The sequence below is a fragment of the Porticoccus sp. GXU_MW_L64 genome (assembly GCF_052983295.1).
Genome location: NZ_JBRKJK010000006.1, coordinates 141,415 through 164,388 on the forward strand (window position 1 = coordinate 141,415; position 22,974 = coordinate 164,388).

Consider the following 22,974-nt stretch of genomic DNA (forward strand, 5'->3'; position numbering starts at 1 on the left):
AGCTGAGTTAAAACTGATCTTCCGCCAACTCCATGGTGGCTTCATGACCGGAAATAATCGCCTGCAAATAACCCAGAGTACGGGGCAGTACTTGCTCGGCAAAGAAGCGTGCGGTTACCAGTTTGTTTTTGTAGAACTGAGCGTCACCTTCTCCGGCGTCCAGTTTCGCCTGTGCCGCCAGTGCCGATTGCGCCAGCAGTGACCCAGCCGCCGTAGTACCCAGCAACATCAGCAGGTTAAAGGACACTGCGCCGGGGAAGCTCCAGTCTGCCATCACGTTAGTAAAGATATGGCGAATGGCCTTGTCACTGGCGTACAGGGCCTGGCCCAAACCTTTATGGACTTCTCGCAACGGCTTACCCGCTGCTTCCACTTGAGCGAGGGTCTTCTGAAATTCCGCCGCCAGTTCTTGCAGGGATTTACCCTGGTCTTTAAGCAGTTTGCGACCAATCAAATCCAGCGCCTGAATGCCATTGGTGCCTTCATAGATTGGCAGGATACGGGCATCGCGCTGATGCTGAGCGGCGCCGGTTTCTTCCACAAAACCCATACCGCCATGAATCTGTACACCCAGGTAGGTCACCTCCTGAGCCATTTCCGTACACCAGCCCTTCACCAGCGGCGTCAACAAATCCACCCGGCGCTGATGGAAGGCCGCCTGTTTTTCGTCCGGATTGTGCAACGCTTTGTCTACCTGAGCCGCCGCTTCGTAGGCCAGCACACGGCCCGCTTCGATCTGGCTGCGCATCAACATCAGCATACGGCGCACGTCCGGGTGTTTGATAATGGGCACGCGGCCATCCACACCAATCATTTCACCCTGAACGCGGTCGCGGGCGTAATCGCGAGCCTGCTGATAGGCGCGTTCACCCAGGGAAACTCCCTGCAAGCCCACCGACATGCGGGCGTGGTTCATCATGGCGAACATGTACTTGAGGCCCTGATTTTTCTCACCCACCAAATAGCCCACTGCACCACCTTCATCGCCGTAGCTCAATACGCAGGTGGGGCTGGCATGAATACCCATCTTGTGTTCCACAGAAACTGGATACATGTCATTGGCGCCGGTTGTGGCGCCATTTTCGTCATGCAGGTTTTTGGGCACGATAAACAGGGAAATGCCCTTCACACCTTCCGGTGCATCCGGGAGGCGCGCCAGTACAAGGTGAATGATATTGTCGGTGAAGTCGTGGTCACCCCAGGTGATAAAAATTTTCTGGCCGCTGATCAGGTAGTGGTCGCCCTGGGGCACCGCCTTGGTGCGAATGGCCGCCAGATCAGTACCAGCCTGGGGCTCGGTGAGATTCATGGTGCCCGCCCACTCGCCGGAAATCAGCCTGGGCAGGTAAAACTGTTTTTGCTCCTCGCTGCCGTAGTTCTCCAGAGCCGCGATTACGCCTTTGCCCAGCAGCGGACAGAGGCTAAACGCCATATTAGAACTCTGGCACATCTCGTCCAGCGCTGCCCCCAGCAAGTGCGGCATACCCTGGCCGCCATACTCAGAATTGCCTGCCAACCCCAGCCAGCCTCCCTGCACCATGGCGTTATAGGCTTCTTTCAGGCCGGGAGCTGCAACCACCTGCTTGTCCACGACTTTAGAGCCCGCCTCATCCGCACTCCGGTTGGTGGGGGCAATCACTTCGCCAAAAAAGCGCCCACCTTCGGCGAGCACCGCTTCTACAATATCGTCTGTGGCCTGTTCATAGCCCGGCAGCTTGGCGATATCGCCAAGCCCTAAAACCTCTTGCAACAGAAATTGAATATCTTGCAGGGGTGCCTGATAGTCGGACATGGTGTCTCCTTAAAGAATCACGACAATGGAATTTATTTGTCCAACAATAGTATGGAATTATCCCGTGGTGATAGGCCGTTTCGTGACTGGAGGGTTTTAAGAATTGACCAGATATGGAATTTTGGTCACGGCATTCAAAAGGCAATCAGTCGCCACGCTTTAATGAATCGGGATCAGCAATGTCCCCCTGTTCATTCAACTGCGGATATTGCAAACCCTTGGCCTTGCAGTAATCGGCAATCACCGGGTGACACCATTCAAACAGGGTTTTGCGATATTGCGGGTCAGGCAGGCGGCGTCGATGGTAAAAACCCGCAGCCTGACGCTGGCGTTGAGCTTCTGACAGGATAATGGCGCAGGCAACACTGACGTTAAAGGACTCCACCATACCCAGCATGGGCACGGTAATTTCCTGATCTACCCCGCGCAGCGCAGTATCGCTCACCCCTTCCCTTTCGGCACCCAATAACAGCGCTGTGGGCTTGCAGTAATCCACCTGGCGAAAATCCACTGTCTTGTCGGACAAGTGTGCAGCGATAATTTGAAAGCCTTGGGCTTTCAGGGTTTCGATAGGCTCCGCAACTGTTGGCCAGATATTGGCGTGTACCCATTTCTGGCTGCCCATGGCGGTACCGGTGTGAGGGCGATATTCGCCTTTGGAGTACACCGCGTGAATCTCTGGAATACCAACGGCATCGCAGGTGCGCACAATGGCAGACAGATTCTGCCCCTTGTGCACATCGTCGGTGATTACGGTGAGATCGGGTTGCCGCTTGTTCAGTACAGCAACAATTCTTTGAAAGCGTTCAGGGGTCACTAATCGTACTTCGAGATCCAGATAGGGATAAATATTGTAGAAAGGAGCAGTCCAAGAAGCTACTGGTTAGTATGAACAGTGGTCATCGCGAGCGTAGCGCGGCGATCCAGTGACTATGCTTACGAAGCAGTGATTAAAAGGCACTGGATTGCTTCGCTACGCTCGCAACGACGAGTTAGGCCTTTATCGAATAGCAATTCAGAAACTACTGAATGGTGTGGCTATTGGAACCCATCTGCTGGCTAAAGGTTTCCGCGCTCATGGGCTTGCCGTAGAGGAAGCCCTGGGCGAAGCGGCAGCCAACCCCGTGCAGGTATTTTTCCTGGATGGAGCGCTCTACCCCTTCTGCCACCACGTCCACACCGAGCACATCGCCCAGGCCGATAATGGCGCGCAGCAGGCTGTCGTTTTGTTTGCCGATCTTGATGTCGTTCATCAGCTTGCGATCCACCTTGATCACGCTCACTGGCAGTTCTTTCAGGTAACCGTAAGGCGCCTTGCCGGTGCCAAAATCGTCGATGGAAACCGCCACCCCAATATCCTCTAACTGCTGGATAAACTGTTTGCTGTGGTCCAGGTCCACCAGAATGCTTTTCTCGGAAATATCCAGCATCAGGCATTTCGCCGGCAGGCCGGATTTCTCCAGCGCCCGCTCCACCATTTTGGGGAATTTGGGGTCCTGCATTTGGGTGAGCGACACATTCACCGACATAAACTGAATAGGCGCCCCCTGTTCACGCCACGCGCTCATGCGTTGACAGGCAGAATCCAGAGCCCAGTGTCCCAGCTCACGAATCAGCCCCGCCTGCTCCGCCAGGGGAATAAACGTATTGGGCATAACCTGGCCTCGGGAGTGGTGGTTCCAGCGCATCAGCGCTTCACAGCCGATCACCTCGCCGGTGTGAATCAACACCTGGGGCTGGTACACAAGGGACAGCTGATTGCGCGGAATCGCCATGCGCAGTTCCGAATTAAAGAACAGATCGGAATTTTCGTTATTCGCTTGTTTGGCAGACAGGTAATAGTAGCCATTGCGACCTTCCGCCTTGGCTTTGTACATGGCCGCATCAGCGCCTTTCATCAGGGTAATCAGGTCTTCGCCATCGTCCGGGAACACACCGATGCCAACACTGGCAGACACATAAAACTCTTTGTCGTGCAGGTTAAAGGGCAACTCGAAAATGCCGAGAATCTTCTTGGCCAGGCTGCGCACCTGACCGTTGCCGCCGACGTTTTCCGCAATGATGGTGAACTCGTCACCGGCCAGCCGCGACACGGTGTCCGCCTCGCGAACAATACCCCGCAAACGCTCACCCACCTCTTTCAGCAGGCTGTCGCCCACGTGGTGACCGAGGGTGTCGTTAATCTGTTTGAACTCATCCAGATCGATAAAGTACACCGCCAGGCGGTCTTTAACCCGGCGCGCCCGCTTGATGCCCTGGTCGAGGCGATCGAGAAACAAACGGCGATTGGGCAGGCCGGTCAGAGAATCGTGGTTGGCCAGGTAACGCAGTTCTTCCTGGGAGCGTTTCAGGTCGGTAACATCCGAGAAGAAGGCCACGTAGTTGCTCACTTCACCATCGGCGTCGTATACGGTTTTCAGGGTCATGCGGCCGGAGAACAATTCACCGGATTTGCGCTTGCTCCACACCTCGCCACGCCATACGCCACGCTTTTTCAGGTCGCGCCACACCTTCTTGTAAAAAGACACATCCTGGCTGGCAGTGCGAGGCAGGCCCAGCTTTTCGCCCAGCACATCTTCGGCGGTAAAACCGGTAATTTCGGTAAAGGAGTTGTTGACCGACTCGATCATGCGGCGGTTGTCGGTCACCACAATGGCATCGGCTGTAAAGGAAAAGATTTTTGACGACAGACGCAGCTGTTCTTCCAGCTCTTTCTCGCGGGTCAGGTCCACCGACACACAGTGAACCATGTCCACACTGCCACCATTGGTTTCATGGCTCTGGAAGTGGTGGCGGAAAAAGCGCCCGTTGACGGGCTGGTAAGACATAAACTTGCCGCCCTTTTTGGCACGTTCGATATCGCGCAACAATCCGGGGGAGCTGCGGAACACCTGGCGCGCATCACTGCCGGTCACCGCTTTACTGGCATCAGACACGTTCTTCTGGGCGCGACCGCGAATTTCAGCAATTCGGCCGTGGCTGTCGATGGACCACACCATCACCGGTGAGGAAGAAGAAATAACGTCCAGCAACAGACTTTTATTGTCCATCTGATGTTGCTGACGGCGCTGCAACAGGTCGGAATACAAAACCACAGAAACACAAAGCCAGACAATCGCTGTCATCACCATCAGCTGCCACAGGTTGGTGCCACTGTGCATGTTCTGCACCAATAGCAGCTCAATCAGTGCAAACAGTATGGTTATGCCGATCTGTTGTTTGATATAACGCCAGTCCAAGGCTCTTCTCCGTCAGTATCCGTGGGTCGCTTTGAGAACTGTGGTAATTATTGTTGTGACGCAGTTCCGATTTGAATTATACGCAGTTCCCCCGGATAGTCACCGCATTACTCATTACTAATACTTAAACGGTAGATAAAACCCATTGAGTGCGAAATTAGTACTATTAAACAACCAAACAATGGTGATTTTCGACCGTTGACACTCTCGCTCAGCTCTTCCACACCCCCTCCAACCTCACAACCAATCAAACGCTCCAATACAGTGCATCATCGTCAGTCTTCCAATTACCGCACCAGAGAAGTGCAGGAAAGCGTGGTCGGAACAGACAGCAATAACCCAACATACTGAATATATTGAATTTTTTTAAACTGGCACAGCACATGCTAAGTAGCTGGGCAATCGAAATGTACAGCAATGCCGCTGACAGGTTTTATCAGGCCTGTCTGCGGCATTTTTTTTGGTGGGTGAATTATCAAAGCCCCTGCATCTCGGTTTCAGTATTACTTTAACCAAACGGAGAACACCCATGTCCTACATAGCACCTGCAGAGTTCGCTACAAAAATGGTAGATGCTGGTGAATCGAAAATATTCATGTCCACCAAAGACACGTTGATTCGCGCTTTTATGGCCGGAGCAATCCTGGCCCTGGCCGCCGCATTCGCGGTGACTGTTGCGGTTAACACCGGCAACTTCCTGATTGGCGCACTGCTTTTCCCGGTGGGTTTCTGCACCCTTTACTTGCTGGGTTTTGACCTGCTCACCGGGGTATTTACCCTTTGCCCTCTGGCACTGCTGGACAAACGCCCCGGTGTAACCGTCAAAGGCATGCTGCGCAACTGGGGCCTGGTTTTTCTTGGCAATTTTGCTGGCGCCTTTACGGTCGCCATTTTCATGGCCATTATTTTTACCACCGGTTTCAGCCACGAAGCAAATGCCGTTGGCCAAAAAATTGGTGTCATCGGTGAATCCCGCACGGTGGGCTACGCAGACGCAGGCTGGTCCGGCATGCTGACCCTGTTCATTCGCGCCGTGATGTGCAACTGGATGGTATCCACCGGTGTGGTTGCCGCCATGATGTCCACCTCCGTATCCGGAAAAGTAATCGCCATGTGGATGCCGATCCTGATTTTCTTCTACCTCGGCTTCGAACACTCCATCGTCAACATGTTTCTGTTCCCCTCAGGCCTGTTATTGGGCGGCGATTTTACCGTGATGGATTACCTGTTCTGGAACGAAATACCCACTGTTATCGGCAATCTGGTGGGCGGCCTGACGTTTGTGGGTGCCATGATTTATTCCACCCACTACAAAACCTCCCCCAAGCGCACTCCGAAAGTTGCTGCACCAGTGGCCACTGCCGAGTAAATAACAAGAGCAAACAAGGCCCGGCCTGCGCCGGGTCTTGTTACCCATTGATGACAAACCTGACCACAAAAGACCCCAACCTGCTGGCAGCCTCTATAGGCCAGTACTCCAGTGCAGGGCAAAAGCCGACCAACCAGGACTTCTACGGCGCACTGGTGCCGCAAGGCAGTGACCTTTACCTGAAAGGTATTACTCTGGCCGTTGCCGACGGTATATCTCCCAGCCCGGTGAGCCAGCAGGCTGCTGAAACCTGCGTCCAGGCCCTGATGTCTGACTACTACTGCACGCCCGATGCATGGCGCGTTAAAACCGCCGCTTCAAAAGTGATTGCCGCCACCAACTCCTGGCTGTACATGCAAAACCGCCATGCCCGGATCAGCGATGCAGAGAAAGGCTATATCTGTACACTCTCTGCTCTCATCCTGAAAGGCCATAAAGCGCATATTTTTCATATTGGGGACAGCCGCATATACCGGCTATCCAATAACAGCCTTGAACCTATGACCCAGGACCACAGAGTGGCCCTGTCTGCACATGAAAGCTATCTGGGGCGCGCCATGGGCGCATCCCCCCAGGTAGAAATCGACTATCACGGGCTGGCACTCAATGGCGGCGATACATTTGTACTCACCACCGACGGCGTCCATGAGTACTGGAACCCCAAAGCGGTTATTGAACTGCTTGGCAAAGACACTTCACTCGATAACATTGCCGAACAGATTGGCCTGCATGCCCTGCAACAAGGCAGTGACGACAACCTGACCGTACAAGTAGTGCGTATCGAGCACCTGCCCAGGGGAAAAAAAGCCTCGACATTTACTGCAGCCGACCTGCCACCGGTTATAAACCCTCCCCCCAAAGAGGGCGACGAGATAGACGGCTTCGTTATTGTGCGCCCACTGGCTCAATCTGCCCGCAGCCATATTTTTCTGGCTCGAAGCTCCGATGGCCAACAGGTGGCACTCAAATTCCCCGCTATCAGTATCGCTGACGATACCCAACACCTGCATCACCTGATGCTTGAAGAATGGGTTGCCGCACGTATTGATAACCCCTATGTTCTGAGCACAGGCAACTTCACCGGAAAAAGAACAGCGCTTTACACCATCAGCGAATACCTGCCAGGGCAAACGTTGCGACAGTGGTTGCGAGACAACCCCACCCCCTCACTGGAACAGGTCAGAGACTTTATTGAGCAAATCACCAAAGGATTGCGGGCACTTCATCGCCGGGAAATGTTGCACCAGGACTTGCGCCCGGAAAACATCATGGTTATGCCCGACGGCAGGCTGAAAATTATTGACTTCGGCTCCATACAGATCGCCGGCGTAGAGGAAAGCTCACCAATAGAAAACCTCGACAACATCCTCGGCACAGTGCAATACACCGCGCCGGAATACTTTTTGGGTTACAGCGGAACGACCGCCTCCGACCTTTTTTCACTGGGTGTTATCGCCTACGAAATGCTGACCGGACAACTGCCATTTGGCAGCAAGGTCAACCATATTCGCAACTGGAAAGATTTACGCAAGCTGAAATACAAATCCGCACTGTTGAACAGAAACCCACCGCCAGACTGGGTGGATTACGCCTTGAGCCAGGCCGTTCACCCGGACCCGACCAAACGCTATCTGAACTTTTCCCAATTCTTGATGGATATGAAAAAGCCCAGTAGCGAATTCCGGCAACTAAAAACACGCTCACTGATTGAACGCAACCCAGTGCGTTTCTGGCAAGGGCTGAGTGCATTGTTGGCACTCACCACACTTGCCCTGTTGATACTCAATATTCAAACCACAACCGTAAATTAAGGAGACATCATGTCACGAGAACTCGTAACCGAAAAAATTGTAGCCAGCAAACTGGCTCAAGATTTAAGCTGGGCAGAGATCGCCGGCAAAATTGGGCAATCCAAAGAGTGGACCACCTGTGCTCTGCTCGGGCAAATGGCCATGTCCACAGAAGAAGCGGCAATCGCAGCAAAAATCTTCGAACTCACTGATGAAGAAGCCAGGTGGCTCACCGTACCACCCTATCGCGGCGCACTTGGGCAGAGCGTACCAACAGACCCACTGCTATACCGTTTTTATGAACTCATTCAAGTCTACGGCCCTGCCATAAAAGGGCTGATTGAAGAAGAATTTGGCGATGGCATCATGTCCGCCATCGACTTCTCAATGGACATATCGAAAGAAGAAAACCCTGCTGGAGACAGGGTAAAAGTACTGCTGAACGGCAAATTCCTGCCCTACAAACGCTATTGATCAAAAGGAGTGGCCGCAAAGGAGCAGCGGCCGCTGCACTCTTGAGAAGCTCGCGACAAATATTAAACCGGCAACCTTATAGATTGCGTTTATTGGTGCGGGTAGACGGACTTGAACCGTCAAGGCCGTGAGGCCGGCAGATTTTAAGTCTGCTGTGTTTACCAATTTCACCATACCCGCAAGGGATGTCGGCAGAACGCCAGATGGAAAGTGGAGGCGCGGGCCGGAATCGAACCGGCATCAGCGGATTTGCAATCCGCGGCATAACCATTTTGCTACCGCGCCTTTCAGGGCATCGCCGGTCAGCGGCGAAGGCGGCTATTCTAGGGAATCCGACAAAAGAATCAAGATCATATTGAGTCGGATTTCACCAATTCGTCCCAAGCCGCTTTCAAGTACACATACATGGACCACAGTGTCAGTACCACTGCCCCGTAAAGCAGTACCAGGCCAATGATGTGGTAAACCCTGTCGGTATCCGGGTTGAAGAACAACAGCACGCTGATGGCCACCATTTGCAGAGCGGTTTTCAGTTTGCCCACCATGGAAACCGCGACACTGGCGCGCTGACCGATTTCGGCCATCCACTCACGCAGTGCGGATACCACAATTTCACGGCCAATTATCACCAGCGCAGGTACGGCGAACCAAAAATGGGGGTTGGCCGCCAGCAGCAGAATAAGCGCTGCACTGACACTGAGCTTGTCCGCCACCGGGTCCAGAAAGGCACCAAAAGGCGTGCTCTGCTCCAGCTTGCGGGCCAGGTAACCATCCAGCCAATCGGTGATTGAGCCAAGAATAAATATCCCCGCAGTAACCGGGTAACGCCACTCCCAGGGCAGGTAAAACACCACAATAAAAATGGGGATCAAGGCGATTCGCATCAGCGTCAGAATATTGGGGAGGTTCCACATATAGAGGCTCGGTTGTGCCGTTTTCTGTCTATTTGTTAGTTGTTCCGTCATTCCTGCGAAGGCGGGAATAACGGCATTAAATCAGTGGCTTAGGAGTGACCATCACGAGATTGCCGCGTCGCCTGGATTGACTCGTACCATCCCTGGTGCTCGGCCTACGGTCGTGTTCGACGCCCAAATCGGCTGTCCTGCCGATTTGTGTCGCAATAACGAGTCTGCATTGCAAGTTACTCGTTGTGCAGGGCACTGTAAACCGTTTCCGCCAGTTTTCTGCTAACGGTTGGCACTCTGGCCAAATCCGCAACACTGGCCTGCTGCACTTGTTGCAGACCACCGAAGAATTTCAGCAGCTCCCGGCGGCGCTTGGGGCCAATACCCGGTATACCCTCCAGCGGTGAGGTGCGGCGCTTTTTGTCCCGCCGCTGTTTGTGGCCGGTGATGGCAAAGCGGTGGGCTTCGTCCCGCACCTGCTGAATCAGGTGCAGCACCGTCTGCTCGGCACTCAGTTCTTTATCGCCGCTTTCGTCGGCCAGATAAAGCGTTTCCAGCCCCGGCTTGCGAGTAACCCCTTTGGCAATACCCACCAGGGCCACCCCCACCACCCCCAGCTCTGCCAGAATTTCCTGCGCCCGGTGCATCTGACCTTTGCCGCCGTCGATAAAAAGTACATCCGGCAACTTGCCTTCGCCTTTTTGCAGGCGGGTATAACGCCGTTTCAACGCCTGAGCCATGGCTGCGTAGTCGTCACCGGGGGTAATGCCGTCGATATTGAAACGGCGGTAATCAGACTTCACCGGGCCGCTGTGGTCGAATACCACACAAGAAGCCACTGTCGCTTCGCCGCTGCTGTGGCTGATATCAAAACATTCCACCCGCTGAGGAACATCCTCCAAGCCCAGCATGGCTCCCAGGGATTCAAAGCGACTGTTTAAAGACGCCAGCGCCGCTATCCGCCCGGTGAGGTTTTCAGCGGCGGTGCGAACCGCCAGCTCCAGCCAGCGCGCGCGCGTGCCGCGCACCTGATGCTTGAGTTGCAGGCGGCGGCCCACCTGGTCGCTGAGCACCCCCTGTATCAGCTCACTGTCGGGAATCGCACTGTTGACGATAATTTCATCCGGCGGATCTGCTGCCCCCCTGCCCCGCAAATACAGCTGGGGGACAAAGTCTGCCAGCAGCTGCGATTCTTTAGTGGCCAGGGGCACTTTCGGGTGATAGCTGCGGCTGCCCAGAATGCGTCCGGCGCGCACGTAGAGCACGTGCACACAACAGTGGTCACCCTGCATAGCGGCCGCCACCACATCGCAGTTGCCGGTGCTGCTTTCAATCACCTGTTGGGCCTGCACTTTGCGAACAGAGGTAATCTGATCACGCAACTGCGCCGCGCGCTCAAAGGCCAGCTCAGCGGCGGCCTGTTCCATCTGGCGCTCTAGCTCAGTCATTAGCGAATCGGCGGTGCCATCCAGAAACATGCGACTGTGCTTTACATCCCGCTGATACTCGTCTTCACTCACCTGACCAACGCAGGGGGCGGTGCAACGCTTGATCTGGTACTGCAGGCAGGGTCGGGAGCGGTTGCGAAAGAAGCTATCTTCACACTGGCGCACGCGAAATGTCTTTTGCAAAAAACTGAGGGTTTCCCGCACCGCCTGCACGCTGGGAAAGGGGCCAAAGTAAGTGCCCTTGCGCTTTTTCATGCCCCGGTAAAACCCCAGGCGGGGGAACTGATCCCGGTCGGACAGAAAGATATAGGGGTAAGACTTATCGTCCCGCAGCAGAATATTGTAGGGCGGGCGGTATTGCTTGATCAGGTTCTGTTCCAGAATCAACGCTTCCGCTTCGGTCTCGGTAACGGTGACTTCCACACCACCGATACGGCTTACCAGAGCACGGGTTTTCGGTGCCAGGCCACCGGTTCCAAAATAACTGCTGACCCGTTTGCGCAGGTTTTTGGCTTTGCCCACATAGAGTACTTTGCCCTCGCCGTCGAGCATCTGGTAAATGCCCGGGCGCTGGGTAAGCTGTTTCAGAAAGGCCTTGCTGTCGAATGAAGCGGAAGAACTCATAGGCTCTCGGACGGGTCCACCAGGCCGTGGCGCACCGCCGCCAGGGTCAGTTCCACGTCGTTAGTGGCGCCAATTTTTTCGTAAATGCGGTACTTGTGGGTGTTGATGGTTTTCGGGCTGATTTTGATGATGGCGGAAATTTCGTTGGCGCGGTAACCGCTGGTGATCATCTGGGCAATCTGCAATTCCCTCTCTGTCAGCTGAACAAAGGGAGAGGCGCCATCAACCCCTTTAAGACTGCCAACTGCCATTTGCCGGGCCACTTCCGGGCTGATATAGGAATCCCCTGCCATCACCGTATCCAGGGCATCGCGCACTTCGCTGGCATCGGAGTTTTTGGCAATATACCCCCGCGCTCCGGCGCGCAACATTTTGGTGGGGTACAGCTCATCACTGGCAGCGCTGAGGCCAATCACTACCAGGTCGGGAAACAGGGTAATCAGCCGGGAGGTAGCCTCTATACCACCCATACCGGGCATGCGGATATCCATAAACACCACATCCGGATTGTGGTCGCGCACCAGATCGACGGCCTCCTCGCCACTGGTGCCTTCGGCAACAATCTCGATGTCACTCACCTCGGACAACAGGCGGCGAATACCCAGGCGCACCAAGTCATGATCGTCTACCAGTATTACCCGCGTCATCTCTACCCTCACCTGTACTTGCATTAGCGCGTAGCAGCCTATCATCCCTGTAAGATATTTCCTACAAAATGGGACAGATCGACGGTTTTGCTCGCCGCTTTAAAGCACTATGATAAGACCCTGATGCCGTGCTTATAAGGACATATCAATGCAAATAATAACCCGCACTCTGCTTCTTTTATCTGCCACCCTGTTATTGCCCGCCTGTGGCGGCGGAGGTGGCAGCAGTAATGGCAGCCCCAACCCCAACAACGCCACAACCACCCCGGTATTTCAACAAAGCGTCTTCGACCCCGCCAGCAATTTTGAAAACCGTTGCGAAACCCCGCGCAGTGGAACCAACCCGGCGACAGGCCGGGCCTATCCGGACCGCCAGGGCTCCACCCTGCTGGAAAATTACTGGTTGCGCTCCTGGAGCAACGATCTGTACCTGTGGTACGACGAAATCACCGATCGCAACCCGGCGAATTTCAGCGACACCGAAAGCTACTTCGAGCAGCTGAAAACCAACGCCCTGACCTCCTCCGGAAACCCAAGGGACAATTTTCACTTCACCTTTGATACCGAGCGCTGGCGGCAGCTGTCGCAATCCGGCGTCTCCGCCGGCTACGGCGCAAATTTCGCAGTGCTGCAAACTACCCCACCGCGCAGAATTGTAGTGGCCTATGTAGAGCCCGGGTCTGCCGCCGCCAATGCGGGCCTGAGCCGTGGCACCGAAGTACTGCAAGTGGATGGGGTGGACGCCGTCAACGGTGGCAGCCAGGCCGATGTAGACGTGCTTAACGCGGGCCTGCTGCCCAGCGCTACCGGACAGTCACACACATTTGTTGTGCGCGATGCGGGCGCCACCAGCTCCTACAGCGTTACCCTGCAATCCGCCAATATCACTTCCACACCGGTGCTGACCACCAGCATCATCAACACCTCCAGCGGTGATGTGGGCTACATCCTGTTCAACGATCATATTGCCACCGCTGAACAGCAACTGTTGGACGCCGTTCAGCAAATGGCCAACGCCAACATCACCGACCTGGTGCTGGACCTGCGTTACAACGGCGGCGGCTTTCTGTCCATCGCCAGCCAGATGGCCTATATGGTCGCCGGTTCCAACGCCACCTCCGGCAGAACCTTTGAAAACCTGGTATTCAACGACAAACACCGGGTAACCAATCCGGTCACCGGAGACCCCTTGGCACCCAGTCCGTTTCTGTCGGAAACCACCGGCTTGTCCGCCAGCGCAGGCCGGGCATTGCCATCTCTGAATCTGTCGCGGGTGTTTGTGCTCACCACCGGCGGCACCTGCTCCGCCAGCGAAGCCATTATCAACGGTCTGCGGGGTATCAATGTGGAGGTCATTCAGATCGGCTCCACCACTTGCGGCAAACCCTACGGCTTTTACCCCACGGACAACTGCGGCACCACCTACTTCACCATTCAGTTTGCCGGTGAAAACGATGCGGGCTTTAGCGATTACAGCGACGGCTTCTCACCCGCCAACGCCACCACCAATATCGGTGAACCGCTGGCCGGTTGCGCGGTGGCTGATGATTATTCCAGGCCACTGGGCGACCCCGACGAACGCCTGCTGGCCACCGCACTGCAATACCGTATTGACCGCACCTGCCCCACGCCCAGCGCCGTGATCGCCCGCCAGAATATTGGCAGCAGTGCCGCGTTGGAGGTGCCGGGCAGCGGAGCGATAATCAAACCCCTGTGGTTACAAAACCGCATACTGGAGCGCAACTGATGGCAGCAAAACCGCTGTGCAGGCTCTTGTTGGCAAGTCTTGTTGTTGCTCTGGCAGGCTGTCAGGTGCCCGCAAAAAGTGACCTTGTACCCGCCCGGCTAGTGTCGGAAAGCCAGCAACCAGGAGCACATCCACTGGCCCGCTTGATATCGGCCATGCTTGACGGCGCCAAAGTGACACTGGCGGACGATGCCTTTTACAACAGCAGCGAAGTGATTATTGAGGGCCCACGGCTGGGCCGCACGTTTGAAAAACCCAGGCACTTTCGCCTCTGGCTGAAGGATGGCCATTGTGTGTTAGAGCACGTTGAAAGCGCTCAGCGGTTTGTCGCTTATGGACTGGAGTGTGTGGCGGCTAACCCGATGTCATCCTGAGGAGTGAAACGACGGAGGATCTCGCAGTCACTGCTGTCCCATAAACTTTAAGTTTTCATCCCTGAATCACAGGAAAAATAAGGCCGTCAAAGAGTTTGGGTTCGCAGCAGACATGAATTGGGTATTGCTTGCTGTGACGCGCCGTAAACCCATCCATGGGGGCTCGAGGTCAGCATCCTTGCTGACCACGGTCACATCAAGCAATACCCAATTCATGTTGTTCGAGTTTGTGGGACAGCAATGTCTCGCAGTATAGATCCTTCGCTGCGCTCAGGATGACAGTGGGCTTTGGATGGCGGCGGCACGGTGGGGGTTACGAACACCCTACACCGTAATTGCCACCCGCAGCGAGTCCAGGCGCAATTCTGCCGCTTCCAGATAGGTGCACAGTTGCTCGCTGGTATCGCGAATGTGCCCAATTTCTTCCTGACGAATGTTGGGGTTTGCTTCTGCCAGAGCCTGTAAACGCTGCAGTTCCTGATTCTGCTGGCGCTGCATTTTTTCCAGTGCGGCCGCCACCAGTCCGCCCTGTTGTTTACCCGCCAGGGTTTGCGCCTGTTCAATCAATTCATTGATTTGCGGCCGTACCTGCCGCACCAGTTCCTGGGCGGTGGCAATGGCCACTTTTTTACCCAACCGCTGCAGGTGCTCCGGGGTCAATACCGCACTCAGGTCACGGCCATTGCTGTCCACCACCACCCGAACACTGCTCACCGGTAAATAGCGCTGCACTTGCAGGGATTTGGGCGCGCTGCACTGCAAGGTAAAGGTGGTTTCCAACAGTAGATTGCCGGGCTTTAATGGCGGCAGTTTCAGGGTGCACAGAGCGGTATTGCCAAAGTCGCTGCCGAGAATCATTTCCATGGCGCCTGACACCATAGGGTGTTCCCAGCTGAGAAAATGCATCTCCTCCCGGCTCAGCGCTTTGTTGCGATTGAAGGTTACCGTCATGCCATCGTCCAGCAGGCCCGGGAAGCGCTCAACCACCATATGCTCGCCGGGCTCCAGCACCAGAGCATCCAGGCTGTGGTGGTTGTGCTCAACACCGTACTGGTCGAACACTTGCTCCATATAGGCTTCCAGCTGACGCGGGCCCTCCGCCTCCATCAGCTGCTCCACCACCTGTTCGGCCTTTTGCGGGTGGCAGGAACTGAGTTCCAGCAAGCGGTCGCGGCCCTGTTGAAATTCGTGCAATGCCGCTTCAGTGGCCACCCGGGTATCTTTAATCAGTGGCTCCACCTCTGCATTACCCAACAGGCAACCTTGCAGGCGCTCTGCGTAGTGGCTGTGCACTGCACTGGCCACCGGACACACCCGCTCAAAGGCGTCAAGACCATCGTGGTACCAGCGCAGCAGTGTGCGCTGCGGGCTGTTGTCGTAAAACGGTACGTGAATCTGCACACTGTGGCGCTGGCCAATGCGGTCCAGGCGGCCAATGCGCTGTTCCAGCAAATCCGGGTTCAAGGGCAGATCAAACATCACCAGGTGGCGGGCGAACTGAAAATTGCGGCCTTCACTGCCAATTTCCGAACAAATCAACGCCTGAGCGCTGTCGTCCTCGTCGGCGAAATAGGCGGCGGCGCGATCCCGCTGCACCAGGCTCATGCCTTCGTGAAACACCGCAGACTGTACGCCGCAGCGAATATTCAGGTGGGCTTCCAGTTGTTCCGCTGTAGAGGCATCGGCGCAAATCACCAGGGCCTTCTGGTTGCGATCTTGTTCCCGCAGATTCGCCAGCCAATCCGCCAACCACTTCACTCGGGGGTCCAATGCCAACCAGCCAGCACCGAGCAGGTGCTCCGGTTTTAGCCGCTGTTCAACAGGGGCATCTTCCAGTTTACTGGTGTATTCCACGGGGGCAGGCAGCTTGCAGGGGTTGAGGCGACGCTCTGGAAAGCCCGCTACTGCGTCGCGGGTGTTGCGAAACAGCACCCGGCCAGTACCGTGACGATCCAGCAGCGAACGCACGGTGTCATCAATCACCTGGTCGACGGCTTCGTCACCATCCAGAGCCTGCAACAGCACATGGCTTTCATCACCCAGATAGTGTTGTAATTCATCTTTTAACACAGACGAATGGCGCAATTTTTCCGCCACATCACTGGCGGTCAACTGCTCCACCAGTTCGCTGACGCGCTGGTAGTCGCTTTCTTCATCGCAGAATGTTTGCAGGTCGTAGTAGCGATCCGGGTCCAGCAAACGCAGGCGGGCAAAGTGGCTTTCGATACCCAATTGCTCCGGGGTGGCCGTCAGCAGTAACAGGCCGGATACGGCTTGTGCCAGAGTTTCGATGCATTGATATTGCGGGCTGGCTTGTTGTTCGCTCCACTGCAAATGGTGGGCTTCGTCCACCACCATCAAGTCCCAGCCAGCGGTGGCTGCCTGTTGCAGGCGCTCGCCATTGTCCGTCAGAAATGACAGGTTACAGAGCACCAGTTGAGCGCTTTCAAAGGGGTTTTGTATGCTGTCGTTATCTTCACCACAAAGGGCCTGGCAACGTTCTTCGTCGAGAATGGTAAACATCAGGTTAAAGCGGCGCAGCATTTCCACCAGCCACTGATGTACCAGGCTGTCGGGGACCACTATCAGCACCCGACCGGCGCGACCAGACACCAATTGCTGGTGAACAATCAACCCCGCTTCGATGGTTTTGCCCAGGCCCACCTCGTCTGCCAGCAACACTCGCGGCGCATGGCGGCTGGCTACTTCGTTGGCAATATACAACTGGTGCGGCAGCAACTGCACTCTGGCCCCCAGCAAACCGAATACCGGGCTCTGCTGATGGCGGTGGTTATAAGCCAGGGTTTGCTGGCGCAGCTCGAAGCGGCTGAGCTTGTCGATCTGACCGGCGAACAGGCGATCCTGGGGCTTGCTGAACTGCACAAAACTGTCCAGATCCAACTCTTCAATGCAGCATTCATTACCCTTGTGGTCGCGGCCGATATAGGTGATATAACCGCCCTCCTCCCGCGCCTCCAGCACCTCCAGTTGATCGCCCTCGGCGTTGCGAATGCGATCTCCCGGGTTGTAGCACACACGGCTCAAAGGGGCGTTGTCTGCGGCGTAGGTACGCTGCTCACCAATCGCCGGAAAGCTCAAGGTTACCCGGCGATGGCCGGCCTCCACCACAATGCCCAGCCCGGCATCGGACTCGGTATTGCTGACCCAGCGCTGGCCCGTAATAAACTGGGAATTGCTAAATCGGGAATGACTCAAGGACGCTTACACCAAACAGGAACAACAGAGGGCGCAGATTATACCCGCTGGCGTGTGAAAGTTGTGACACAATCACCCCTTTGTGACCCGGAAATTGACCCATGCCAACCTGCCCATGTGGATCAGATCAAAACTATTCACATTGCTGCCAACCCCTGCACCGTGGCGCGGCGGCAAGCAGTGCAGAAGCGTTGATGCGCTCCCGTTACAGCGCATTCAGCATGGGCTTGATCGACTACCTGATAAGCAGCCACCACCCCGGCAAACGCACCCCTAATGACCGTCATAATCTGCAACAAACCATGGAGAATACCCGCTGGCTGAATCTGCAAATTATCGACAGCACATCGGAAAACAGCGTTGAATTTATCGCCACCTACGAGGAAAAAGGCGGCCTTGGCCAGTTACACGAACGCTCCAGCTTTGTGCACGAAAACGGCCACTGGTACTACCTGGATGGCGACCAGCTAACGTCCCCGAAAATCAACCGCAACGATCCCTGTCCGTGCGGCAGCGGCAAGAAATTTAAGAAGTGTCATAACGGCTGACTGACACAAAAAGGGGGACGTGTGATATTCACCTGTACAGAAATCACGGACACTTCACCCAATTCAATGCTATTTCGGCTAATTTCGTGCCCTTGGCAAAATTGCGTAGGGTGGATTAGCCGCGAAGCGGCGTAATCCACCAATCAGGGCTCAAAATTGGCGACCAAACCATATATAAGCACTCACTGCTGTCCCACAAACTTTGAGCCCAGAGTTCCTAAACCGTGGGAAATACAAGAGTGTCAAAGGATTTAAGTTCTCAGCAGACATGAATTGGGTCTTGCTTACTGTGACGCGCCGTGAACCCATCCCTGGGGGCTCGAGGCCAGCATCCCTGCTGGCCACGGTCACATCAAGCAAGATCCAATTCATGTTGTTCGAGTTTGTGGGACAGCAATGATAAGCACTATGTGGTGGATTAGGGTTTTGGCTAACGGTTACTGCCAACTGTCGCCGAACTTCATACCTAACTCCGCAGCTTCCGCCAGAGTGTTATCATTCTCAACCATTCTTGAATGCAGCCAAACCAGTGACAACAAACCGCATCCTGATTATTGGCTACGTCTGGCCAGAACCCAACTCCTCCGCTGCCGGTGCGCGTGTTATTCAGTTAATCCAGTGCTTTCAGCAGCGGGGCTGGCAGGTTCATTTTGCCACGGCGTCAGCTCCCACAGAGCATATGGCCAACCTGCCTGCCATGGGCGTGGGTACGAAAAGTATTCTGATCAATGATTCCAGTTTTGACACCTATGTACAGGACTTGCAGCCGGATGTTGTGGTGTTCGACCGCTTTGTGAGCGAAGAACAATACGGCTGGCGGGTGGAAAAACAGTGCCCGAATGCCCTGCGGGTACTGGACAGCGAAGACCTGCACTGCCTACGGGATGCCCGCCATCGAGCCCACCGCCAGCAGCGTCCGCTGGAACCCGCAGACTGGGTCAGCGATATGGCCCTGCGGGAAGTGGCGGCCATATACCGCAGTGACCTCACGTTGGTGATTTCCGAATACGAAATGTCACTGCTGCAAGAGGTTTTTTCCGTCCCCGCAAACCTGTTACACCACTGCCCCTTTATGCTCGACCTCAGCGGCATGACTGCTGAGCGGTTACCGACATTTGACGAGCGCAGTCAGTTTATTTCCATTGGCAATTTTCGCCACGCCCCCAACTGGGATGCGGTGCTTTATTTAAAAGAAACCATCTGGCCGCTTATTCGCCAACAACTGCCCCATGCCGAGCTGCATATTTACGGCGCCTACCCGCCCCCCAAGGCAACCGCACTGCACAATCCCAAACAGGGATTTATGGTCAAAGGCTGGGCCCACGACGCCTTTGCAGTGATGCGCGCCGCCCGGGTCAACCTGGCGCCACTGCGTTTCGGCGCTGGTATCAAAGGCAAGCTGGCCGATGGCATGCTGTGTGGCACCCCTTCGGTGACCACGGATATTGGTGCCGAGGGCATGACCGGCGGGCTGTCCTGGGGTGGCACCATTGCCAACAATCCGGAGCAATTCGCCGACGCTGCTGCCAGCCTCTATCAACACCCAGGCAACTGGCAACAGGCACAGCAACAAGGCTTTGCCATTGCCGACAAACTGTTCGACAAACATCGTTGTGGTCACAGCCTGATTCAAACCATAGAAATCTGCCAGCAAAACCTGCAGTCACACCGCTTGGGTAATATCACCGGTGCCATGCTGCGCCACCACCATCATCGCAGCACCCAGTTTATGGGCCAGTGGATAGAGGCCAAAAACCGCCTGCTAGAAGCAGAGCAACCCCCTAAGTAGCAACGCCCCAAAACCGGGCACCACACCCTCTCATCGCACCACAGTTGTGCACCAAAGATACATTTAGCTTTAAATATCTTCCATAACACCTTGTTTTTAATGCGCCATATAACTGGGCGTAGATATTGCATCAATGTGACGCGCACTGGCGTATACCCTATAAACGATTACAACAACACTGAAATCCCGGGGGATAAATGAAACTGATTACTGCCGTGATAAAACCCTTCAAGCTGGACGAGGTTCGCGAGGCCCTGTCCGCTGTTGGCATCAGCGGTGCCACAGTCACCGAAGTGAAGGGCTTTGGCCGTCAGAAAGGCCACAATGAAATCTACCGTGGCGCGGAGTACGTGGTGGACTTTCTGCCCAAGGTCAAACTGGAAGTGGCCGTTGACGACGAACTGGTGGACAGCGCCATCGAAGCCATTGTCGAAAGCGCCCGCACCGGCAAGATTGGCGACGGCAAGATTTTTGTTGCCTCACTCTCAGAAGCCATCCGCATACGCACCGGTGAAACCGGCTGCAACGCTCTATAAGGAACACACCATGAAAACCAAACTGCTTTTGGCAGCCTGCATGCTGCTGCCCGGCCTTGCCGCCGCTGACGAGCTCAACCCGGCCAACACCTCGTGGATACTTACCTCCACCGCCCTGGTACTGTTTATGACCCTGCCCGGCCTGGCGTTGTTTTACGGCGGCCTGGTGCGGGTCAAAAATGTACTCTCGGTTTTGATGCAGTGCTTTGCCATCGCTGCTGCCGCTTCTCTGATCTGGTTTATCTGCGGCTACAGCCTGGCTTTTTCCGAAGGCAACGCCTTTATCGGTGACTTCAGCAAGATACTGATGGCCGGGATTGGCAAAGACACCCTGTCTGGCGACATCCCGGAATCCCTGTTTATGATGTTCCAGATGACTTTCGCCATCATCACCCCGGCGCTGATTGTCGGTGGTTTTGCGGAACGCATGAAGTTCGGCGCCATGCTGCTGTTCAGCTGCATCTGGCTGCTGCTGGTATACGTGCCCATCACCCACTGGGTGTGGGGCGGCGGCTGGCTCGGCTCCATGGGCCTGTACGACTTTGCCGGTGGCACTGTGGTGCATATCACCGCCGGTGTCGCTGCACTGGTGGCCGCCATTGTGCTGGGGCCACGGCGCGGCTTTCCCGCCGTTGCCATGCCGCCACACAACCGCACCATGGTGGTGACCGGTGCCGGTATGCTGTGGGTGGGCTGGTTTGGCTTTAACGGCGGCAGCGCCCTGGGAGCCAACGGCGATGCAGCCATGGCAATGCTGGTTACCCACATCTCTGCCGCAGCCGGCGTGTTGACCTGGTCGGCTATCGAATGGATTCGCTTTGGCAAACCCAGCGTGGTGGGCGCGGTTACCGGCATGGTGGCCGGGCTCGGCACCATTACCCCCGCATCCGGTTTTGTCGGCCCCGGTGGTGCCCTGGTAATCGGCTTGCTGGCGGGCTCAATCTGCTTTTACGCCACCCAATACATCAAGCACAAACTGAAAATCGATGATTCACTGGATGTGATGCCTGTGCACGGCGTGGGCGGCATTCTCGGCACCCTGATGGCGGGTATTTTCTGCAGCACCGGTCTGGGCATATTCAGCGGCTACGGCTTTGCCGATGGCATAGAATCCATCGGCGGGCAATTGAAAGTACAGGCAATTGGCGTACTGGCTACCGCCACCTACACCGCGGTGGTGACCTGGGTGATTCTGAAAATTGTTGGCGCAATGACCGAGCTGCGCGCCAGCGAGGAAGAAGAAGTCAACGGCCTGGACCGCTCCGATCATGAGGAAGAAGGGTACAAGCTGTAAAAACAGTATTTTGTCATCCTGAGCGCAGCGAAGGATCTCACAGTGCAGCACTTTCGAGATTCTTCGTCGCGCTAATGATTAGGGGGCCCTGACTTGAATAGCACTTACCTGAATCCGTGATTTCAGAGTGAGTGTAGAGTGCAAGATATTGGTTTCACCATTAAAGGGGTCCACCATTAAAGGTGTCATTAAAGGGGTCACATTAAAGGGGTCAGAGCCCTTTAGCAGCACCCACCTCATCATCCCTAATCTTACCGGGCCGCCCTCGCCGCGTTTGTCCAACCTTCATGCCTAGTTTTTTCTCCATTAAAGGGGTCAGTATTTATTAAAGGGGTCAGAGCCCTTTAGAGTATTAAAGGGGTCAGAGCCCTTTAGCAGCACCCACCTCATCACCCCTAATCTTACCGGGCCGCCCTCGCCGCGCTTGTCCAACCTTCATGCCTAGTTTTTTCTCAATCTTTTCCTTAAAAAGATCACTACCCAACGGCGTTCCAGTTTGCCAGGCAGCACGAATATCTTCCAGAACATCTTTATCTAAATGGGCCTTGAATAGTTCTTTGTAGGCAGTTTGCCTTTCTGTCGGAGCCTTACCCAACGATGCATACAAGCCATGGTGAGTGACAAGTGGATTAACCCTTCCCTGCCCATTGCAACGATAGCTCGACCAGCGGTAGTGGGCAGGTGATTTCACCATATTGGCACGCACAGGATTCAGTTCAATATAGCGCATACAGGTCAGCAGGTATTCATCGTCCGACACCAGACTGGCCTTATAACGCCCCTCCCAAATAGAACCACTGGTGCCGTACGTGTGGTTCACATAGGGCACATAACGACGGCCAACGTACTGCATCATACGGGTAATGGAATCTTTATTCTGCGGGGTTGCAAGAATATGAACATGGTTGGTCATCAAGACATAGGCGTGAATCGCACAATGGTAGCGTTTGGCGCCCTCCTCCAGCCAGCTCAGGTAGGCTGCATAATCCGAATCTTCAAAAAATACCGGATCACGGCTGTGGCCCCGCTGGACAATATGTGCCGGGACTCCGGGAATGAAAAATCTGGGTTTTCTAGGCATTGGAGGGCTTCTTATTGGGATTGACGGAAGGATAGCACCTGAAGGCATCAACTTAAAGGGCTCTGACCCCTTTATTGCAGCACGTTATAGATTTTGACAGA

At 55.1% G+C, this 22,974-nt stretch carries 17 protein-coding genes and 2 tRNA genes; 9 read left to right on the plus strand and 10 right to left on the minus strand.

Annotated features, from left to right (window positions below):
• Positions 1-7: 7 nt before the first annotated feature.
• The 3 genes from ACVBEJ_RS06105 to ACVBEJ_RS06115 form a co-directional block, all read right to left on the minus strand.
• Complete coding sequence (locus ACVBEJ_RS06105; RefSeq protein ID WP_447128725.1) at positions 8-1,792, minus strand: acyl-CoA dehydrogenase; 1,785 nt, start codon at positions 1,790-1,792, stop codon at positions 8-10.
• A gap of 145 nt (positions 1,793-1,937) precedes the next feature.
• The gene (gene trmH, locus ACVBEJ_RS06110; protein ID WP_447128726.1) at positions 1,938-2,609 is read right to left on the minus strand and encodes a tRNA (guanosine(18)-2'-O)-methyltransferase TrmH; all 672 of its coding nucleotides are present in this window, start codon (positions 2,607-2,609) and stop codon (positions 1,938-1,940) included.
• 205 nt (positions 2,610-2,814) lie between these two features.
• Positions 2,815-5,031, minus strand: coding sequence for a putative bifunctional diguanylate cyclase/phosphodiesterase (locus ACVBEJ_RS06115; protein WP_447128727.1), 2,217 nt, complete (start codon positions 5,029-5,031; stop codon positions 2,815-2,817).
• A gap of 529 nt (positions 5,032-5,560) precedes the next feature.
• Here ACVBEJ_RS06115 and ACVBEJ_RS06120 point away from each other — a divergent pair.
• From ACVBEJ_RS06120 to cynS, 3 genes are read left to right on the plus strand one after another with little or no spacing between them, the layout of a single operon-like run.
• Positions 5,561-6,400, plus strand: coding sequence for a formate/nitrite transporter family protein (locus tag ACVBEJ_RS06120; protein WP_447128728.1), 840 nt, complete (start codon positions 5,561-5,563; stop codon positions 6,398-6,400).
• A 50-nt stretch (positions 6,401-6,450) separates the two neighbouring features.
• Positions 6,451-8,211: a protein kinase domain-containing protein gene (locus ACVBEJ_RS06125; RefSeq protein WP_447128729.1), complete on the plus strand. Its 1,761-nt coding sequence runs from the start codon at positions 6,451-6,453 to the stop codon at positions 8,209-8,211.
• A 9-nt stretch (positions 8,212-8,220) separates the two neighbouring features.
• A complete protein-coding gene (gene cynS, locus ACVBEJ_RS06130) occupies positions 8,221-8,664 on the plus strand; it encodes a cyanase (RefSeq protein WP_447128730.1) in 444 nt (147 codons plus the stop codon).
• A 93-nt stretch (positions 8,665-8,757) separates the two neighbouring features.
• On the opposite strand, the gene ACVBEJ_RS06135 is transcribed toward cynS, so the two are convergent.
• The 5 genes from ACVBEJ_RS06135 to ACVBEJ_RS06155 all read right to left on the minus strand — a co-directional run bounded on the left by ACVBEJ_RS06135 (position 8,758) and on the right by ACVBEJ_RS06155 (position 12,288).
• A tRNA-Leu gene (locus ACVBEJ_RS06135) sits at positions 8,758-8,844 on the minus strand.
• Between the two features lie 31 nt (positions 8,845-8,875).
• Positions 8,876-8,949, minus strand: a tRNA-Cys gene (locus ACVBEJ_RS06140).
• Positions 8,950-9,014: 65 nt separating this feature from the next.
• Positions 9,015-9,578 (minus strand): CDP-diacylglycerol--glycerol-3-phosphate 3-phosphatidyltransferase, encoded by a 564-nt coding sequence (gene pgsA, locus ACVBEJ_RS06145; RefSeq protein WP_447128731.1) that lies wholly within the window; start codon positions 9,576-9,578, stop codon positions 9,015-9,017.
• 227 nt (positions 9,579-9,805) lie between these two features.
• Positions 9,806-11,641 (minus strand): excinuclease ABC subunit UvrC, encoded by a 1,836-nt coding sequence (gene uvrC, locus ACVBEJ_RS06150; RefSeq protein ID WP_447128732.1) that lies wholly within the window; start codon positions 11,639-11,641, stop codon positions 9,806-9,808.
• Positions 11,638-12,288 carry a response regulator gene (locus ACVBEJ_RS06155; protein ID WP_447128733.1) on the minus strand — a complete coding sequence of 217 codons (651 nt, stop codon included), beginning with the start codon at positions 12,286-12,288 and terminating at the stop codon, positions 11,638-11,640. The genes uvrC and ACVBEJ_RS06155 overlap by 4 nt, the downstream gene beginning before the upstream one ends.
• A 148-nt stretch (positions 12,289-12,436) precedes the next feature.
• Between ACVBEJ_RS06155 and ACVBEJ_RS06160 the strand changes: the two genes are divergently transcribed.
• On the plus strand, positions 12,437-14,035 hold the full coding sequence (locus tag ACVBEJ_RS06160) for a S41 family peptidase (RefSeq protein WP_447128734.1): 1,599 nt from the start codon (positions 12,437-12,439) through the stop codon (positions 14,033-14,035).
• The gene (locus tag ACVBEJ_RS06165; RefSeq protein WP_447128735.1) at positions 14,035-14,409 is read left to right on the plus strand and encodes a hypothetical protein; all 375 of its coding nucleotides are present in this window, start codon (positions 14,035-14,037) and stop codon (positions 14,407-14,409) included. Before ACVBEJ_RS06160 ends, ACVBEJ_RS06165 begins: the two co-directional genes overlap by 1 nt.
• 324 nt (positions 14,410-14,733) lie before the next feature.
• On the opposite strand, the gene rapA is transcribed toward ACVBEJ_RS06165, so the two are convergent.
• The gene (rapA, locus tag ACVBEJ_RS06170) at positions 14,734-17,625 is read right to left on the minus strand and encodes an RNA polymerase-associated protein RapA (RefSeq protein ID WP_447128736.1); all 2,892 of its coding nucleotides are present in this window, start codon (positions 17,623-17,625) and stop codon (positions 14,734-14,736) included.
• Positions 17,626-17,726: 101 nt separating this feature from the next.
• Here rapA and ACVBEJ_RS06175 point away from each other — a divergent pair, with 101 nt between their 5' ends.
• The 4 genes from ACVBEJ_RS06175 (at position 17,727) to ACVBEJ_RS06190 (ending at position 21,792) form a co-directional block, all read left to right on the plus strand.
• Positions 17,727-18,173 (plus strand): YchJ family protein, encoded by a 447-nt coding sequence (locus ACVBEJ_RS06175; protein ID WP_447128737.1) that lies wholly within the window; start codon positions 17,727-17,729, stop codon positions 18,171-18,173.
• Positions 18,174-18,702: 529 nt separating this feature from the next.
• The gene (locus ACVBEJ_RS06180) at positions 18,703-19,962 is read left to right on the plus strand and encodes a glycosyltransferase family 4 protein (protein WP_447128738.1); all 1,260 of its coding nucleotides are present in this window, start codon (positions 18,703-18,705) and stop codon (positions 19,960-19,962) included.
• Positions 19,963-20,159: 197 nt separating this feature from the next.
• Complete coding sequence (locus tag ACVBEJ_RS06185) at positions 20,160-20,498, plus strand: P-II family nitrogen regulator (RefSeq protein ID WP_447128739.1); 339 nt, start codon at positions 20,160-20,162, stop codon at positions 20,496-20,498.
• Positions 20,499-20,508: 10 nt separating this feature from the next.
• On the plus strand, positions 20,509-21,792 hold the full coding sequence (locus ACVBEJ_RS06190; RefSeq protein ID WP_447128740.1) for an ammonium transporter: 1,284 nt from the start codon (positions 20,509-20,511) through the stop codon (positions 21,790-21,792).
• A gap of 361 nt (positions 21,793-22,153) precedes the next feature.
• Here the strand turns inward: ACVBEJ_RS06190 and ACVBEJ_RS06195 are convergent, their stop codons facing one another.
• Positions 22,154-22,873, minus strand: a complete 720-nt coding sequence (locus tag ACVBEJ_RS06195; protein ID WP_447128741.1) for a transposase — start codon at positions 22,871-22,873, stop codon at positions 22,154-22,156.
• Positions 22,874-22,974 lie beyond the last annotated feature (101 nt).

Excerpts from the sequence above, each read along its gene's own strand:
- cynS (WP_447128730.1), top strand. The coding sequence starts at position 8,221 with ATGTCACGAGAACTCGTAACCGAAAAAATTGTAGCCAGCAAACTGGCT.
- ACVBEJ_RS06165 (WP_447128735.1), top strand. The coding sequence starts at position 14,035 with ATGGCAGCAAAACCGCTGTGCAGGCTCTTGTTGGCAAGTCTTGTTGTT.
- uvrC (WP_447128732.1), bottom strand. The coding sequence starts at position 11,641 with ATGAGTTCTTCCGCTTCATTCGACAGCAAGGCCTTTCTGAAACAGCTT.
- pgsA (WP_447128731.1), bottom strand. The coding sequence starts at position 9,578 with ATGTGGAACCTCCCCAATATTCTGACGCTGATGCGAATCGCCTTGATC.
- ACVBEJ_RS06190 (WP_447128740.1), top strand. The coding sequence starts at position 20,509 with ATGAAAACCAAACTGCTTTTGGCAGCCTGCATGCTGCTGCCCGGCCTT.
- ACVBEJ_RS06185 (WP_447128739.1), top strand. The coding sequence starts at position 20,160 with ATGAAACTGATTACTGCCGTGATAAAACCCTTCAAGCTGGACGAGGTT.
- ACVBEJ_RS06105 (WP_447128725.1), bottom strand. The coding sequence starts at position 1,792 with ATGTCCGACTATCAGGCACCCCTGCAAGATATTCAATTTCTGTTGCAA.
- ACVBEJ_RS06195 (WP_447128741.1), bottom strand. The coding sequence starts at position 22,873 with ATGCCTAGAAAACCCAGATTTTTCATTCCCGGAGTCCCGGCACATATT.
- ACVBEJ_RS06160 (WP_447128734.1), top strand. The coding sequence starts at position 12,437 with ATGCAAATAATAACCCGCACTCTGCTTCTTTTATCTGCCACCCTGTTA.
- ACVBEJ_RS06155 (WP_447128733.1), bottom strand. The coding sequence starts at position 12,288 with ATGACGCGGGTAATACTGGTAGACGATCATGACTTGGTGCGCCTGGGT.
- ACVBEJ_RS06175 (WP_447128737.1), top strand. The coding sequence starts at position 17,727 with ATGCCAACCTGCCCATGTGGATCAGATCAAAACTATTCACATTGCTGC.
- ACVBEJ_RS06125 (WP_447128729.1), top strand. The coding sequence starts at position 6,451 with ATGACAAACCTGACCACAAAAGACCCCAACCTGCTGGCAGCCTCTATA.
- ACVBEJ_RS06120 (WP_447128728.1), top strand. The coding sequence starts at position 5,561 with ATGTCCTACATAGCACCTGCAGAGTTCGCTACAAAAATGGTAGATGCT.